Annotated in this window: 12 protein-coding genes; 2 read left to right on the top strand and 10 right to left on the bottom strand. The window is 74.5% G+C overall.

The genetic code is table 11. The features are described from left to right. The 10 genes from IE330_RS26230 to IE330_RS26185 all read right to left on the bottom strand — a co-directional run. Positions 1-2211 (bottom strand): serine/threonine-protein kinase (locus tag IE330_RS26230; RefSeq protein WP_190138588.1); only part of this gene is annotated, 2211 nt, incomplete at its 3' end. Positions 2212-2423: 212 nt separating this feature from the next. Beyond that, complete coding sequence (locus IE330_RS26225) at positions 2424-3218, bottom strand: ABC transporter ATP-binding protein (RefSeq protein WP_190138587.1); 795 nt, start codon at positions 3216-3218, stop codon at positions 2424-2426. 22 nt (positions 3219-3240) lie between these two features. Next, entirely contained in the window at positions 3241-4299 is a 1059-nt protein-coding gene (locus IE330_RS26220; protein ID WP_190138586.1) for a FecCD family ABC transporter permease, read from the bottom strand. Then, complete coding sequence (locus IE330_RS26215; protein ID WP_190138585.1) at positions 4296-5402, bottom strand: ABC transporter substrate-binding protein; 1107 nt, start codon at positions 5400-5402, stop codon at positions 4296-4298. The genes IE330_RS26220 and IE330_RS26215 overlap by 4 nt, the downstream gene beginning before the upstream one ends. 250 nt (positions 5403-5652) lie before the next feature. After that, a complete protein-coding gene (gene cas6e / locus IE330_RS26210; protein ID WP_190138592.1) occupies positions 5653-6486 on the bottom strand; it encodes a type I-E CRISPR-associated protein Cas6/Cse3/CasE in 834 nt (277 codons plus the stop codon). A gap of 4 nt (positions 6487-6490) precedes the next feature. Next, entirely contained in the window at positions 6491-7357 is an 867-nt protein-coding gene (gene cas5e / locus IE330_RS26205; RefSeq protein ID WP_229925938.1) for a type I-E CRISPR-associated protein Cas5/CasD, read from the bottom strand. Next, the gene (cas7e, locus tag IE330_RS26200; RefSeq protein ID WP_190138584.1) at positions 7354-8502 is read right to left on the bottom strand and encodes a type I-E CRISPR-associated protein Cas7/Cse4/CasC; all 1149 of its coding nucleotides are present in this window, start codon (positions 8500-8502) and stop codon (positions 7354-7356) included. The genes cas5e and cas7e overlap by 4 nt, the downstream gene beginning before the upstream one ends. Positions 8503-8544: 42 nt before the next feature. Further along, positions 8545-9228, bottom strand: a complete 684-nt coding sequence (gene casB, locus IE330_RS26195) for a type I-E CRISPR-associated protein Cse2/CasB (protein WP_229925937.1) — start codon at positions 9226-9228, stop codon at positions 8545-8547. A gap of 5 nt (positions 9229-9233) precedes the next feature. Further along, positions 9234-11012: a type I-E CRISPR-associated protein Cse1/CasA gene (gene casA, locus IE330_RS26190; protein WP_229925936.1), complete on the bottom strand. Its 1779-nt coding sequence runs from the start codon at positions 11010-11012 to the stop codon at positions 9234-9236. Between the two features lie 94 nt (positions 11013-11106). Beyond that, entirely contained in the window at positions 11107-14028 is a 2922-nt protein-coding gene (locus IE330_RS26185; RefSeq protein ID WP_229925935.1) for a CRISPR-associated endonuclease Cas3'', read from the bottom strand. 78 nt (positions 14029-14106) lie between these two features. Between IE330_RS26185 and IE330_RS26180 the strand changes: the two genes are divergently transcribed. Together IE330_RS26180 and IE330_RS26175 are read left to right on the top strand one after the other, a co-directional pair. Further along, the gene (locus IE330_RS26180; RefSeq protein WP_190138582.1) at positions 14107-15342 is read left to right on the top strand and encodes a hypothetical protein; all 1236 of its coding nucleotides are present in this window, start codon (positions 14107-14109) and stop codon (positions 15340-15342) included. 1 nt (position 15343) lies between these two features. After that, positions 15344-16333: a nucleotidyl transferase AbiEii/AbiGii toxin family protein gene (locus tag IE330_RS26175; RefSeq protein ID WP_190138581.1), complete on the top strand. Its 990-nt coding sequence runs from the start codon at positions 15344-15346 to the stop codon at positions 16331-16333. Positions 16334-16390: the final 57 nt, after the last annotated feature.

The raw sequence follows: 16390 nt of genomic DNA, 5'->3' as shown, positions 1-16390 counted from the left end.
CGCCGCGGCCGACGCGAAGCCCAGGGCCAGGCGCCGCAGCCGCGCCCGCGAGCCGTCGTCGCCGATGCCGCCGCCCGCGACGACGACGTCGAGGCTCTCCACGGCCCGGCCGCCGCCGGTGCCGCCGCCCACGCGGTGGACCACGCGGACCCGGCACGCGCGCGGGCCCGCCGCGTCCGGCTCGACGACGGCACGGCGCCCCGCGACACGGGTGAGCGCCCCGTCCCGGACGTCCGGCACCCGACCCCACCCGAGCCGTACCTCCAGACGCGGCCCGCCGGCCGTACTCCCCCACGTACAGCTCCAGTTGCCGAACCCGGGCTCCGGGTCGCGCGCACCGGCTCCGGGGAGCGCCGCGAGGGCCCGGGCGTCCAGGAGCGCGCAGGCGTCCTCGCGGACGAGGGAGCCGGGCGCCGGGTCCGGGCGACGGGCGAGCGGCCCGGCCCCGAGCCGCCGCGCGGCGGCGTGGGCGGCGACATCGGCCAGGGCGCACAGCGGCCGGGCGCCGACGTCACCGGGGCTCGGGCGCGGCGCGCGGTCGCCTTGGGGGTGGTGGTCACCTTCGGCCTGGCGGCCGCCTTGGGCGTCGCGGTCACCTTGAGCGTGGCGGTCGTCCCGGCCTCCCCGGTCGCCCCGTCGGCCCCTGCCGTCCCCGGCGCCCCTGCCGTCCCCCTCGTCCCGCCCGGCCATGACCTCGGCGACGACGGAGACGTGCGTACCGGGGTCCGTGGCGGGGAGCAGCGTACGTACGCACAGGTCGGCATCGTTGTCCGCGCCGCCGGAGCGATCCGGGGCGCCTGAGCCGCCGTCGGGGCCACTGGGGCCGCCGGAGCCATGGCCGCCGGGGTCGCCGGAGCCCTCGGGGCCGTCCAGGGCGCCGGGGCCGTCACCGTCACCCCCTCTCACCACGGCCACGTCCCCCACGGTCCGGTGGGGCGCGGGCAGTCCGGTGGCGCCGCCGTTCGCCAGGCGGAAGCGGACGTCCACGGGGCGGCCGTCGCCGGTGTCGACGAGGACGTCGCAGCGGTCGAAGCCGCCGAGGCCGCGGCGGAGCCGGGCGTCGCCGAACCGGTCCAGGGCGGCCGGGTCGGCGAGCGCGCAGGGGTCGGCGGTGCGGTGGTCGCCGAGCACCGGGCGGCGGCCGTCGCGGCCGTGCCGTCCGCTGTCGTCGTCCTCCTCGTCCGGCCACAGGCCCGGCATCCACACGGCGGTGGCCAGCGTCACCGCGGCCACGCCCACCGCGATCGCGAACTGCCGTGTCCTGCCCGGCAGCGCGTGCCGCCCGGGGCCCGGGCCACTGTCCTGCCCGACGCCGTCGCCCTCGTCGTCGCCCTCGGCGTTCGCCCGGGGCGGCGGCAGCGGCTCCTGCGGACCGGCGACCCCGGCGAGGAGCCGCCCGGCCTCGGCCGCGTCGGGCCGGTTCCCCGGCTCGGCGTCGAGCATCGCGGGCAGCAGCGCGCGCAGCGGCCCGAGCCCCGGCCCCAGGGCGACCTCGCCCCGCGCGGCCTGCCGTTCGGCGACGGCCGGGGCGACGCCCCCGCCGGTCACCGGGCGCGGCGGACGCCCGGTGACCAGGGCGTGCACCAGGGCGGCCAGCGAGAACACGTCGGAGGCCGGTTCGGGCCTGCCCCGCACCACTTCGGGCGCGGCGTAGTCGGGGGTGTAGCTGAGCGCGCCGGGCGGCGCGGCGGTGTCCCGGCCGCCCACCCTGTAGGCGCCGCCGAAGTCCGCGAGCTTGGCGAGCCCCTGGGGCGTGGCGACGACGTTGCCGGGCTTCACGTCGCCGTGCACGACGCCCTCGGCGTGCAGCGCGGCGAGCGCGGCCGCGACCTGGGCGCCGACCCGCGCGGCCCGCTCCGGCGCGAGCGGCGGCCGGTCCGCGAGGCTGCCCCCGGCCACGTACTCCATGACCAGCCAGGACGCGGTCCTGCGGCGCGGCCACGCCCAGGTGCCCTCGGGCAGGGTGAGGACGTCGTGCAAGGTGACCACGTGGGGGTTGCTGAACCGCGCGAGGGCACGCGCCTCGGCCTCCAGGCGGTCGGACTCCTGCCGGTCGGGCCGGGTCGCGCCCCGGCCCTGCGGCCGCAGCCGCTTGAGGATGACCTCGCGGGGCAGCCGCTGGTCGCGGGCGATCCACACCTCGCCCATGCCCCCGCGCAGGGGGCCGCGCACCAGCCGGTAACGCCCCCCGACCGTCGTGCCCCGGCGCACCCCTGCTCCCCTCAGCCGTGGTCCGGCCCCCGCCGTCGCCCCCGCTGTCCGCCACGCGACACCGAACCTACTGCGCGAACACCGCACCCCACAGGGCCTTCACGGGATGTCCGCGCAGTGCCCCCGCGGTGCGCGGGGGCGGCGCGCGGCGGGGGCGCCGACGGCGCACGCGCGCGCCGTCCACGGCTGCCCCCTCGTCCCCGTCCGACCGCTCACCCCCGGCCGCCGACTGGAGGCACGGCCTCCCGGTGGTCGAAGGCGATCAGCGGATCACCGGTGAGCGGGTGGTCGACGACGGCCGCCCGGACGCCGAACACCTCGGCGAGCAACTCCGGCGTGAGCACCGCGCGCGGCGGCCCGGAGGCGACGACGGCGCCGCCGTGCAGGACGTGCAGCCGGTCGCAGACCGAGGCGGCGGCGTTGAGGTCGTGCAGGGACACGAGCGTCGTACGCCCCTTGCCGCGCAGCAGGGCGAGGAGCTCGACCTGGTGGCGGACGTCGAGGTGGTTGGTCGGCTCGTCCAGGACCAGCACGTCGGGCGCCTGCGCGAACGCCCGGGCGAGCAGCACGCGTTGGCGCTCCCCGCCGGACAGGGCGGCGAAGCGCCGCTCGGCCGCGCCGGCCATGCCGACCTCGGCGAGGGCGCGCGTGACGGCGTCCCGGTCGGCGGCGCCCTCCTTGGCGAAGGCCCGCTGGTGGGGTATGCGGCCGAGCCCGACGACCTCGCGTACGGTCAACTCGACGTCGGCGCCCCGCTCCTGCGGCAGCGCGGCGACGTGCCGGGCGGACCGGGCGGGGGACAGCGCGCGCAGGTCGGTGCCGGCCAGCAGGACCCGTCCCGCGGTGGGCCGCAGGTGCCGGTAGACGGTGCGCAGGAGCGTGGACTTGCCGCTGCCGTTCGGCCCGACGAGCCCGGTGATCTCGCCCTCGGCGGCGACGAGGTGCGCGCCCGCGACGACGGTGCGCCCGGCGTAGGCGACGGACAGGCCTTCGATGTCGACCCTCATCGGCCCTCCCTCCCACTCGTCCTCATCGGTCGCTCCCCAGCCGCCGGTCGAGCAGGAACAGCAGGGTGGGCGCCCCGAGCAGCGAGGTGACGACGCCGACGGGCAGCTCCTGCGCGTCCATGGCGGTACGGCAGACCAGGTCGACGACGACCATCAGGACCGCGCCGCCGAGCGCGGACAGCGGAAGGAGGCGGCGGTGGTCGTCCCCGACGAGGAGGCGGCAGGTGTGCGGCACCATCAGGGCGACGAAGGCGATCGCGCCGGACACCGCCACCAGGGCCCCGGTCAGGAGGCTGGTCACGACGAACAGCTCCCGGCGCAGCCGCCCGACGTCGACGCCGAGGCCGGCGGCCGTCTCGTCGCCAAGGAGCAGCGCGTTGAGGCCGCGGGCGCGCGCCTGGAGGAGGACCAGGGCGGCGGGGACGGCCACCGCGGGCACGGCGAGCAGGTCCCAGGTGGCGCCGCCGAGGCTGCCCATGAGCCAGAACAGCACGCTCTGGGTCTGCTGCTCGTCCCCCGCCCGCAGGACCAGGTAGCTGGTGAGGCCGGACAGGAACTGCCCGATGGCGACCCCGGCGAGCACGAGCCGCAGCGGCGCGAACCCGCCGCCGCGCCGGGCCACGGCCCACACCAGCGCGAAGGTGACCAGGGCGCCCGCGAACGCGGCCCCCGAGAGCCCGAGCGCGCTGCCCGCGCCGAGGCCGAGCACGATCGCCGCGACGGCCCCCAGGGACGCGCCGCTGGACACCCCGAGCAGGTACGGGTCGGCCAGCGGGTTGCGTACGAGGGCCTGCACGGCGGTGCCCACGAGCCCGAGCCCGGCGCCGACGAGGGCGGCGAGCAGGGCGCGCGGCACCCGTAGCTGCCACACGACGAGGTCGCCGGTGCCGGGCCGGGGCGCGTCCCCGGCCAGCCTGCGCGCCACGACGGCCCACACCTCGCCGGGCGGCAGGGAGGTGGAGCCCCGGGAGACGGCGAGGGTGAGCGCCACGAGCAGCGCGACGGCGAGCACGAGGGCGAGCCCGGAGGCGGGCACCCGCCGCCCGCCGCGGACGCGTTCTTCCGTACGGGACGACGTCACGGCAGCCGAACCCCCCGCAGGCGGTCCGGATGCAGTTGCCGGGCGATGCGCACCACGGTGTCGGCGTTGGAGACACCGGCGATGGTGGTGGCCTCCGACCTGATCCGCAGGAACCGCCCCTCCTTCACGGCCCGCAGCCCCTTCGTGGCGGCGTTGCGCTCCAGCCACGCCCGGGCCTCGTCGAAGGCCTTCTCGTCGGCGGCGGCGCTGCCCCGGTTGCGTACCGCGAGCTGGATCCAGTCCGGGTCCGCGGCGACGACGTCCTCCCACCCCACGGGCTTGAACGAGCCCTCGCAGTCGCCGAACACGTTCCGCCCGCCCGCGAGGGTGATCACGGCGTGGGCGACCTGCCGGTCGCACACCGCCATGGGCTGCCTGGTCCCGGCGTCGTAGTCGAAGAAGAAGTACGAGGGCCGCTCCCGCGCGGGCACGCCCCCGACCGCCTTCGTCACGGCGGCGACCTTCTTCCGCATCCCCCGGACGATCCCCTCGGCGGTGTCGCGGTGGCCGGTGACGGCCCCGAGGGAGGTGATGTCCCGCTCGACGGCGGAGAGATCGGTCAGAGGCTCCTTCCGGTCGGCGGCGCAGGCGGTGGACTTCAGGTACACGTGCTTGATCCCGGCGGCGGCGAACTCCGCGGCCGAGGGGGCGCCGCCGGCACCCCCCATACTGCCCATGGAGGCGAAGCTGTCGATGTACAGATCGGCCCCGGACCCCAGGAGCTTCTCCTTGGGGATCACCCCCCGGCTCAACACCTTCACGGCCCCGGCCCGCACCCCGAGGGCCCCCGGCAACGCCCCCTCACCGGGCGGAAAACCGGTCCCGACGACCTGGTCCCCCGCCCCCAGCCGCAGCAGCAGCTCCAGAGCGGCGGCGTTACTGGTCACGATCCTCCGCGGCGGCGCAGCGACCGAGGCCTCCCGCCCCGCGCAATCCGTCACCCGCACAGGAAACCCAGCCACGGCCTTCCCGCCCCCACCTCCCCCGCCTCCCCCACTTCCCCCATCCCACCCGTCCCCACCACTCCCACACCCACCGACCAGCAGCCCACCCACAACCACTGCCACACCCCACCCCACACGCACCCGACTACGCACACGCATCGCGCCCCTCCTGCCCGACGGAAGCCGGGCTCGGGGCCCGGCGGGACAGGAGTCGGGTGGGGTGGGGGTGGGGTTCCCGGAGGGCACGAAGAAGGCGGGCCCACGCACTACCAGGGAGGACGGGCAGGCGGGGGCAAGGGGGTATCGGAACATCTCAGGGCGACGAAGTCATGGCCCGGTCCGGATGACTCACTGGCCTCTCCGGCCTCGTCGCCACCGTCCTCACCGAACCCGTGCCCAAGCGTCGCCCTCAGCCGTTCGCCCCGCTCCCACTCCTGACCGGCGCCAGGGTCAACAACCCGCAGCCATAAGCCTTCGCCGGGCCGATGCCGCTGAGCAAGTGGTGGGTCAGTGCCTTGGCGTCGGTGACCTCCAGGCGGCCTTCGAAGGTGACGCTGGTGACGATGACCTTCGCTCCTCGGCCGTTCTTCGTGAAGGCGCGGCGGTGGCGCCCGGTGATGCGTACCTCGCGGGGCACCGGGTCGGTCGGGTCGGGTGACGTACGTGTGCGGGTGCCGCCCGAGGCATCGGGGACGGCGGCGTGGCTGGTCCCCAGGCCGGACGCCGGCGGGTCCGTGCGGGAGGCCGGGACAGCGAAGCCCCAGCGTTCGGTCCGCTCGAGGAACCAGCGGAGTTGTTCCGCGGCCGTGCGGTGGGCCATGCGGAAGCCGCGCCGGCGGGTGGGGTCCTGTTCCTCGGCGATGCGCTTGCGCTGCGCGGCGGTGGGGGACGTGGGCGTCGGGGCGTTCTGCACGGGGTTGGCCGTGAGGCGGAAGGCGAAGGCGCGGCCGGGCTCGATGAGGGCCAGCAGGGGCGCGTAGTCGCGTACCAGTACGTGGTCGCCGTCCGCGCCCGGCCAGCCCGCGTGCTCCACGACGTGGGACCAGTCCGGCCGGGAACGGGTGAGGACGACCAGGTGGGGGCGGTGCGGGTCGTCGGAGTCCATCCGCCACAGGGGCCGCTCGTCGTCCGCCGCGTCCGGAAGGCCTCCCATGACGGCTCCGTGCACGGCGCGCGGGCTCTCCAGGTAGCGGCGGCTCTCCGCGCGCAGCGGATTGATGCGGATGCGGGACAGGTACGGCATCCGCTCACCGGCCCAGCAGTTCGAAGGGGTCGTGCATGTCGTCGTCCGCATCGATCTCCGTGGCGGCGTCGGGGTCCGGGAAGCCGGTGGGAACGCGGAGCCATTCGTGGTGCACCCGGCGTCCCAGGAACGCGCGGTCGTGCGGGCCGAAGGAGAGGGGCACGTCCTGCAGCACGTCGTCGCCCCCGGCGTGCTCCAGCGTCACCGAGCACGGCACTGTCGCGGGGCGGAAGGGCCCGTCGAGACCGCGTCGGCGGCCCAGCTTGTAGGCGTAGCTGGTCTTCGCCCGCTGCGACGCCTGCCAGGGCAGTCCGCGCAGCACGCTCTCCAGGCCCCCTTCCTCGACGCCGAGGACGAGGGGCTGTGTGGGCGGGCACGACCGGCGGCCGAGGGCGAGGGGGAAGTGCGGTGCCCGCACCGCCGCGACGAGCCGGTGCAGCAGCTCGGAGGCACCCTCCAGCGCCACGACGAACAACGCGTCCTGAAGGTAGTAGCGCGAGGTGACATGGGTGTACTTGGCGGGCGCGGTGGGCTTCTGTGCCCCCTTGGCCGAGACGCCGGCTTGCGGCAGCGGCTTGCCGCGGAAGTCGCTGACGACGTGGTAGTCCCGCAGCAGGGTTCCCGGGACATCGGCGCGCACGCCCATCCGGAGGGCGAGCAGTTCGTCCAAGGGCGCCTCCCGACGAAGGCCCAGGGCCGCCGCGAGGAGCCCGGTCACACCGGACTTGGTGGGTTCGGGTCTGGTGTCGCGGACGTTGAAGGCGCCTTGGGCGCCCCAGGACTGGAGGGGCGCGGCCAGCCGGAGGAGCAGGACGGCCCGGTCGTCGTGGTCGGTGCGCTCCGGCTCGGCCGGCAGCACGGCCGCGGTCACCGCGCGGCCTCGGCGATCGCGGCGGACAGGTGCCCGTCCAGGCCGTCGAGCAGCTCCGGGAAGGTCACCGCGGGGCCGAACGCCTCTTCCAGTCGGTGCGCCGTCCCGTCGTGGAAGCCGTGGCAGACCGCGGTGAAGGCAGGGGGGTCGCCCCACCCGTCCACGGCCGTGCGGTGCTCGGCCGCGAGCCGCCGGGCGGACGCCGCTGCGATTCCGGCGGCCGGGGCGACGGGTTCCTCGTAGGCGGTGACGAGGTTGACCGGCTGGTCGGACCGTACGACGACCGACACCAGGCTGGGCAGGGTCTGGTGCGCGAAGGAGTTGCGGTACCCGTTCGGCACGGAGCGGGCGAAGGCGGTGATGAACTTCCGGACCCCCTCAACGGCGGCGGCGTCGTCGCCGAGGTTCTCGCGGAGCTGGTGCAGGCCCACGGTGGCGTACCGGTAGAGCGTCGCGGAGTTGAAGCCGATGGTGCCGATCATCCCGGCTCCGGTTTCCCGCTCCTCCTCGGCGAGGTCGTCGACCGCGGTGAAGTAGTCGAACTCCAGGGACACGGCGTGGGTGGACAGGGCGTGGGCGACCTGGACCGCGGCGTCGACCCGCAGCGCGGCGATGTCGGCCACCATCCGGCCGAAGAGGGCCACATCCAGTGGATGGCCGGAGCTGAACTGCTCGGACACCGCGAGCTGTTCGACCTCGGCCAGCAGCTCCTTGTCGTCGAGCGCGGCGAGCTCGGCGGCCCGCTCGCTCACGAGCCCCACGACGTTGTCGAGCTGGCGGCGCCCGTAGAAGAGCAGGTACGCGGTGTCGCCCTGCTTGCGCCCCGCACTGATCTTCAAGGGGGCCAGCAACGCGTCCGCGAGCCTGCCCGCGTTCTTCTCGTCCAGGCCGGTGCGGTCCACGATCCTGCCGGTCAGAGCACTCGAGACGCGGCGCGTGCGGGTCGCGGCATCGTGCGCGGGCAGATGCTGGGTGAAGTACATGCGGGTCGCGCGCTTCCACGCCTGCGACGAGACCCGGGAACGGCGCGTGCCGCCGTAGTAGGCCTCCTTGGGGTTCCCCTGGTCATCGCGGTTGAGGTTGGCCGGAGGCACGGTCTGCAGGAGGTGTACGTCGACGTACAGACGGGGTGGGAGGAACGTCACGGAGGCTCCGGTCGGGTCGGACGGTCGGTGGTGATGTGCTATTCAGTTGCCGGGCGGAACGTCGGAGGCGTCCTGGGAGACCCTGGCTGCCGCCGCGGCGTCGCGGCTCCCGGTGCCGCCTTGGCCCCCGCGCGCGTAGTAGCCGAGGCCCCACCGGCTGCGCACCCACTTCCGCGGCTCCGGCTCCATCCACATGAGCAGGTCACGCATGAGGAGGTCGTAGTCCAGCGGTACGGACTGCCCACGCAGTTGGGTGACCAGGCCGCGGAGCCGGTAGAGCAGGGCCGGGACGGACGTGGTGGTCGCCGCGGCCTCCACCCTGCGGTCGAGGGCCTTCTCGAGGAACTTCTCGCTGTCCCGCAGCCTGCGCAGCGCCTGGCCGAGACCGACGTGCCTGCGGTGCATGGGGCGTCTCTGCCCCTGCTGGTGAAGGCCGTAGAGCGTCACCGCGCCGTGCTCGGCCTCGAGTTCGGGGGTGAGCGCGCCGTCCGTCTCCGTGGCGTAGTACGGCCACAGCGCCATGACGGAACCGACCGGCTGACCGAGCCCCGACCGCAGGTCCGCCAGTTCCTCGCCGGGGGGACCGGCGTCCGCCATCGACGGGACCCAGGTGCCGTCGGCCCGGAGGTAACGGCGCCAATAGGGCACCCGGCTCCGTCCGGAGTTCTCCGGGGCGGTCTTCTCCGGGACGGTGTTCTCCGGCTCGGGCGGCGGAGGGTTGGTCACGGTGGTCACGGCTCCGTGGTCAGCGAGGCGTCGGTCGGGGTCGGCCGCGCCTGAAGGCGGGCGGTGCGGCGGAACAGGATCTTGCGGAGGCTGCCCCGGAAGAACGCCTCGGCGGTGCTCTCGCGCGCGATCCGGGTCTGGCCGTCCCTGCCCTTGACCTCGCGCCCGGTGAAGGCGGACGGCGTGGTGCTGGTCGAGAGCAGGTCGTCGGCGATCCGCCACGCTTCCCGGTGGGCCCGCTCCTCCCATGCGAGCAGGCCCTCCTCCGTGCGGTCGAAGTCGTCCTCCCCGACCGCGCGCAGCCCGACCAGGAGCCGCCGTACCAGGGGGTCGAGGGCGTGCAGCAGTGTCTCGCCCGGGTACTGCCAGGTCCCGGTGGGCGGCGGTGGGGCCCCGGCCGCACGCCGTAGTTCCGCCGCGAGGGCGTTGACGGCCCTGGCGAGCTCCTCGGCCTGCTCGACGACGCCGAGGAGGGCGCCGCGGACGTCGCTGTCGGGCCGGAGGGCGGCGATCGGCAGGGGGATCTCGTCGTGGTAGACGTCCTCGATGTTGCCGAGCTTGGTCCCGTAGCGGATCCCGGTCAGCTCCACCTGGGCGCCGTAGCCCTCGGGCAGACAGTCGGCGACTTCGACGAGCTGGCTCAGCAGGATGCTGGTGTGGAAGCCTTCGCCTTCCTTCTTGGCGTGCACTTCCGTGGTGGACTTGCCGGCGGCCAGCAGGGCGTCGAGGCCGCGCCAGGCCGCCCGCCCGGTCCTGTGCCGTACGGGGCGGAAGTGGGAGTCCCGCTCCTTGCGGTCGGCTTTCCGGTCTCCGCGCGGCGCGGACCGCCGGGCCCGGGCGGGGGCGCTGTCGACGTGCCAGGCCGTATGGGGCTCGTGGTCCATGTCGAGCAGCAGCCGGTCCCCGGCGGCCACGACGGCCCGGGAGACGCGTAATTCCCCCGTGGGGGTGTGCTCGGGTACGAGGCGTACGCGGCGGGCCTGCCACGTCCACACATCGAGCAGGCCCTGGGCGGACCGGGTGGTCCAGGCGGGCGTCCCGGTCACGTCTCCGTCCTCGGCGCGACGCCGCCACTGAGGAAGGTCGTTCTTGAGGGGTTCCCTGCCGTACGGGATGTTGAGCAGGAGCGTCTCGTACACCGTCGTGCCCAGCGGCATGACGACGCCGAGCCGGCCGAGGGGCCCGACGGGGTTGCCCGTGGTCTTCCCCGCCTTCGCGGCAGGGTCGTTGCTCGCCCCCGTCTTGATGGCGCCGGTGTCCCAGCAGTGGACGTGCAGCAGCCAGCGTGCCGCCTGGGCCGGGGTCAGCTCCAGAGGATCGCCCTCGGTACGGGAGGAGAACAGCGGCACGTTGTTCCCCAGGGCCGCGGTGGCGACGAGCACGGCGGCGCTCTTGGTGGCGTCGCCGGAGGTGGTGAGCCCGGCGACCTGCGCGAAGGGGTCGTCGGAGGAGAAGAGGTCGAAGAGGTGGTGGTAGTCGTCGAGATAGCCGCTCAGGAGATCCCGCTGCGCTTCGCTGAAGCGTCCGGCGGTGAACATCCGCCCCCACGCGGACGCGTCCTCGGGGCAGCCGAGGGCGTCCACGACCAGGGGCAGGAGTAACTGTCGGTACACAGCCGGTCGTTGTGTCGGCAGGTCGACCAGGATCTCGGCGTAGCGGTCGGCATCGAGCAACAGCTCACGGACACCGATCGCGGTCGGGCGGGTGAACAGGTGGTTCCCGGCCTGCTCGGCGTCCGGGCGCCCGCGCACGGGCAGCCACGGCTCGTCCAGCAGATTGAACACCGCGCATCCCCCTCGACACGGTCGCCGTCATCCGAACTGCGGTGCGCGCCAGCTTTCCACAACGGAATCGCACACCGGGGGCGAATGAGCGATTTCACCGGCCGTGCGGTTCGTCCGCCGCGCCCTCGTCGACCAGGCCCAGTTCGGCGTCGTACCGCAGACGGCGACCCGCCAGGACGACGCGGTGCCGAGCGTCCAGGACCAGTGCGTCACGGTCTCTGAGCCTGCCGTGCTCGACCTTCCTCTCCTCTTCCGTCTCCTTCTTCCCCTTCTCCCGCTTCTTGCGCCACGCGGGCAGCGGCCGCAGTGCGACCGGCTCCATGGGCGCGTACTCCGCGGGAAGCGGGATCGTATGGGTGAGGAGCTCGTCGACGAGCTCGACGGGCACGGCACCGTCATCGCCCAACGGCGTACCCGAGAGCATGCGGTAGGCACCGCCCTCCTGGACCACCACCACGGCCTCCGCCGCCGGCTGCTCACCGCGCACCAGCGCCGACAATCCTCGGCCACCCCTGAGGACCGGGGCCGCCACATAGTGCAGACCCGCCAACGTGCCGCCCTCGCCGGTGCCGCGCCGGGACAGCAGGAGACGGCGTGCCTGGTCGGCACGGTGGTCCCGTACGTCACGCCACTCCCGTAGCGCGGCCTCCGCCGACTCACTCCACGCCTCGGGGAGGTCCGGCGAGTCGTCGTACGCCCTCGCCACGAGGTCCGGGATGCGGGCGGGCAGCACCCAGGGCTCCTCGGCGGCCGACAGGACCAGATGGGCGGCGACCAGCAGCGGACGACGGCCGTGCCGTCGCTCGCAGTCGTGCTGGAACCGGGGCGGGGCCGATGTGGCGCCCGTCCCGCTCGGCGGGGTGTCGTCCGTGGCCATACCCGTGACCAGCACGCGCGGCGTACGCAGCCGTGCCGGGCGCACCCGACCAGGGTCACGGTGCAGCCTGCCGACCCTCTGCAGCAGCAGGTCGGTCGGGGCCGGGTCCGTGACCAGCAGGTCGACGTCCACGTCGAAGGACTCCTCCGCGACCCGCGTGGCGACCACCACCAGCCGGTGCGGCCTGCCACCGCCGTCACGCGGGGACAGGGCGCGCGAGCAGAAGTCCGTACGCAGGGCGCGGTCCCGCGCGGTCATCCGCTCGTGCAGCAGCACGACACCGTCGGGCCCGAACTGCTCCCGCAACGACCGGTACAGGGCCTGGGCACGTGCCGTCGTCTCCCGTACCACCAGCGCGCACCCGCCGTCCGCCAGCTCCGCCGCGAGCCGGCCGACGACTGCCGCGTCGGCGGCCTCCGCACCGGGAGGGGACACGTCCTCGGGAAGCACCTCGACGGTGTACGCCCGGTCGGGGCGGAAGCTCGCGCAGGTCTGCACCGATGTGACCGGGGCCGCCCCCGCGGCGGGAGGCACGCACACCGCCGTGACACGGGCGCAGCCCCGCGGCTCGGGCATCGGCTCACTCTCGTACTCCGTCCGCCCGGTCGCCCCCGCCAGGTAGGCGTCCGCGACCTGGCGGCGCTGTCCGGACGCCAGCGTCGCCGACAGGAGCACCACGGGCACACGGGCCTGCCCGAGCCAGCGCAGTGCCTCCAGGAGGAACGGCAAGCCGTGCACGTCTGTCGCGTGCACCTCGTCCAGGACCACCACCTTGCCGAGCAGTCCGGCCATCCGCATCGACGCCCAGTTGCTGCGCGCGGCGGCGTACAGCAACTCGTCGGCCGAGCTGACCACGAAGGGGCACAGCAGTCCGCGCCCGGAGCCGAAGTAGAAGCCGGAAGGGCTCTGTCCGCCGCTGAACTCCTTCTGCGTGGCGGGCTCTTCTTCACCGCAGTCGCCGATCGCCGCCGCGCGCTCTTCCTCGGTCGCGTGGTACAGCGTCGTCCACTCGGGGGCGAAGTTCTGCCACAGGTGCAGCAGGGCGACATGGGCGCCCAGGCCCGCCTCCGTGGCCTCGACCCAGTCCCGGACCTCGCGGAACATGGGGTCGGCCGTCGACCAGCGCGGCATGCCGACGAACACGCCGTCGAAGCCGAAGCGGGCCGCCAGGATCTCCGCGGCCAGCAGGCCCGCGCGGGTCTTCCCCTCACCCATGGGTGCCTCGACGATCAGCATCCCGGCCGCGGCCATCGTGCGGGCCGTCTCGGCGACCAGCCGCTGTACCGGCCGGAGCGGCTCTCCGTACCGCCGCTCGAGCACCTCGACGTCAGGTACCGCGAGCCCTTCCCAGCCGCGGCGCAGGCCCAGGGCCGTCCAGATCCCGGCGGCACGCTTCCGTGCTCCGTCGAGGCTCACGCGCGCGGGGTCGTCGACACCGACGAGGCCTGGGCTGCTGGCCATCTGGTCGGCCATCGCGACGAGCCCGGCGAGGTGCAGTTGCAGGGCGCGCGTGGGGACCTCGACCGGCACCAGCCGGGCCACCGGGTCAAGACCCAGCAACAGGCTGACCCGCCGCAGCAGTTCACGCTGGACCAGGGGCCACTGCTCACGTCCCTCGGCCTGGCGGAGCGACGCGCGATGTGGCCCGAGCGAACTGGCCAGCGGGAAGAAGCCGTGGTGTCCGGCGACCAGTGGCCAGACCCACTCCACCTGCTCCGCCGGCCACCCCTCCTCGGTCAGGAAGCGCCGCAGGAGGAAGCCGCCGGCACGCTCGTGCGCCCACGGGTAGCGCTTGACGGTCGGCTCGTGCCAGGTGAGCCCGGCTTCCCGCACCCGCTTCGCCGCCGAGGGGTACTTGCCCTGCCACGCGGGGGTCGCCTTGCCCAGGTCGTGCAGGGCGGCGAGCCACATGAGCAGGCCGCGCCCCTTGCCGGTGCCTCCGGCCGTGCGGTCCAGCATGTCGCGGGTGGCGCGGGCGAGGAAGCCGTCCCAGACGCGCTCCGCGACCGCCGCCGTGTCGAGCATGTGGGACAGGAGCAGGTTCTCGGTCCCGCCCGCGTACTCCGCGGTCTTGCCGAGCAGCGACCAGACCTGCCGCTCCAAGGCTCCGTCACGCCGGCCGTCGTCCTCTCCGGTCACCGCACCCCCATGCCGACGTGGACGCGGCCGTGCGGAACAGCCGCGTGCCTCTCCTACAGGTTGTGCCATTCTGCCGCCATGACGGAGGACGCACCCCCGGCCCAGGCCCTGTCCGCCGCTTTCGACGGGGACTTGCTCACGGACTACGTGCCGGACGCGCTCGGTGCCGTGGACGTACGCCGCCTCCTGTGCACGGGCCGCCCGCTCGAAGACCCGCTCCACGTGGGCCACTTACGGGTTCCGCTCGCCCGCAGGCTGGAAGTCGTACCCGTCGTCTCCTGTGCCGCTCGGGCACGCATGCTGCGCCTCACCGAGCAAGCACTGAGCGCTCATGTGCCGCGTCCCGAAGTGTTCAGCTATCGCTCGCTGGACTGGCGGTACCGGCCCGCCTATCAGGAACGGCAGCACCACCTGCGAGCGCTGGCCGCCCGGGGTGGCCTGCCCTTGGTGCTCGTCCTCGACGTCCACCGGTTCGGTCGGTCCCTGCCCCTGGACGTCTTGTGCCGGACGCCGTGGATGACCGAGCGGTTGGCCGAAGCACTCACCGCCCTGTACAGCGCCGCCGGTCGTGCGCTGCTGCCGGGGCACCGCTGGGCCAATCGGCTCGCCACGGCGGTCCTCGCCCCCCTGGACGACGCGGTGGCCTCCCTCGCGCCGGGCCGGTGGACCCGCTGGGGCGACGACCTCCATGTCTTCGTACGCGACCATGCCGAGGCCGACGACATACGTGCTGCCGCGGCGGCCGTCCTGCGGCGCCTCGGGCTGCGCCTCTCGGCGGAGAAGAGCACCGTCACGGGGGCTGCCTCGGTGCTCACCAGGTCCGCGCGCGTCATCCGGGGCCGCGCCCAGGACGTGTGGCGGTCCGGTCTGTCCGACGGCGACGTCCAAGCGCTGCGGTACGCGCTGCCCCGCACACCACCGGATGACACGGTCAGCCGCACCCTGGTCGGTGCCGTTCGGGACCACCCCGGTCTGCTCCCGCGCGCCGTCCACTATCTCGACCGGGCGGCCCACTCGCCGGCCGCGCGGGCAGCCGCGGAAGACCTGCTGCTGACCGCGGAGCCCGACGCGTTCGCCGCCGCGCGCCTGCTGCCCCTGGCGGCGCGCCACCCCGGACTCGTGCCTGCCGTACCCGACGCCTTGCTGGCGGTGGCCGAGGAGTCCGAGGTCGGTCCGCTACGCGAACTCGCCTTCAGGGTCGCGGTGTCGGGCGGCCGTCGGCACACGTGGCCGCCCACACCGCGTATGCGCGGCCGACTGGCCCAAGGTGCCGAGCTCGCCCGGGACTTGCCGGACGTGAATACGCTCTTGTGACGTGGCGCCACGACAACAGCGGACAGACGCACCCGGTGCGTCCGGCGAGGACCGCCGTGCCGACTGGGGCTCCCGGCCGCTCGCGGACCGCCACCATCTGCTGGCCCTCGCGATCGCCTTGCACAGTTTCCGCGCGGCACTCACCCCCGGCACCTGGTACCTCAAGGGCTCCGCGGCACTGTCCGCGTGGCTCGGTCCTGCGGCGCGGCTGCCCAACGACCTCGACCTCGTCGTACCGGCCGGAGCGGCACGGCGTCTCCTCGCGTCGGGAGAGCTGCCGCCGGGGCCGCGCGGGGAGTCGCTGCGCGTGGCCCGTCATGAGCCCATCGTGTTCAGCTCCGGCTCGGCGCCCACGGTGTACCGAGCGCTCTTGGAGATCAGAGGGCCGGAGGAGCTGCCCCCCGTGCTCCTCGGCCTGCTCCTCGTAGGGGAGGGGGAAACACGGGAGGGGAAGGGCACCACGCTGCTCGACTTCCCCGGACCGACGGGCGCCGTCACCGTGCCGTCGGTCACCGCATACCGGTTCCTGGCGCAGAAGCTCCTGCGCTACAGCAGGCGACGCGGCGGTGGCCGCGTCAACACCCACTGGCGGGACCTCAGCGACATGCTCACCGCCGCGGCCCACCCCGCCTTTCCCACCCTGCGGCTGGGGTCCCTGTGCGCGGACCTGGCGACGGAGATGGCGGACCACGGCCGCACCCACCCCCTCCGCCTGCCGGAGCCGCCCGCCGAGTGGCTCGACTTCTGGGACACGGCCGTCTTCGTGGAAGGGCTTCCGTTCGGACGCCTGCCCGAGGCGGCGCAGCGGCTGTCACGCTTCTGGGAGCCCGTACTGCGGCGTCCGGAAGACACAGCGGGTGAACACGCGCCGGGGGAAGAGGCCGACCCGAGGGACGCGGTGTGGAGCCCCGACGAGTGGCGCTGGAACAACCCCGGTCCGAACAACCCCGGTCGTTCCGGCGAACCCTGTCGTTCCCGCGCCCCCGGCTGAGCTGACGCATCCGCCCCCCTGCGGCCCTTGGTGCCACCGCCCACGACACACCTCTGT

Source organism: Streptomyces longispororuber (assembly GCF_014656095.1).
Taxonomy (GTDB): Bacteria; Actinomycetota; Actinomycetes; order Streptomycetales; family Streptomycetaceae; genus Streptomyces; species Streptomyces longispororuber.
The sequence above is the reverse complement of the archived record's forward strand: the minus strand, read 5'-3'. Positions and strand labels throughout refer to the sequence as shown.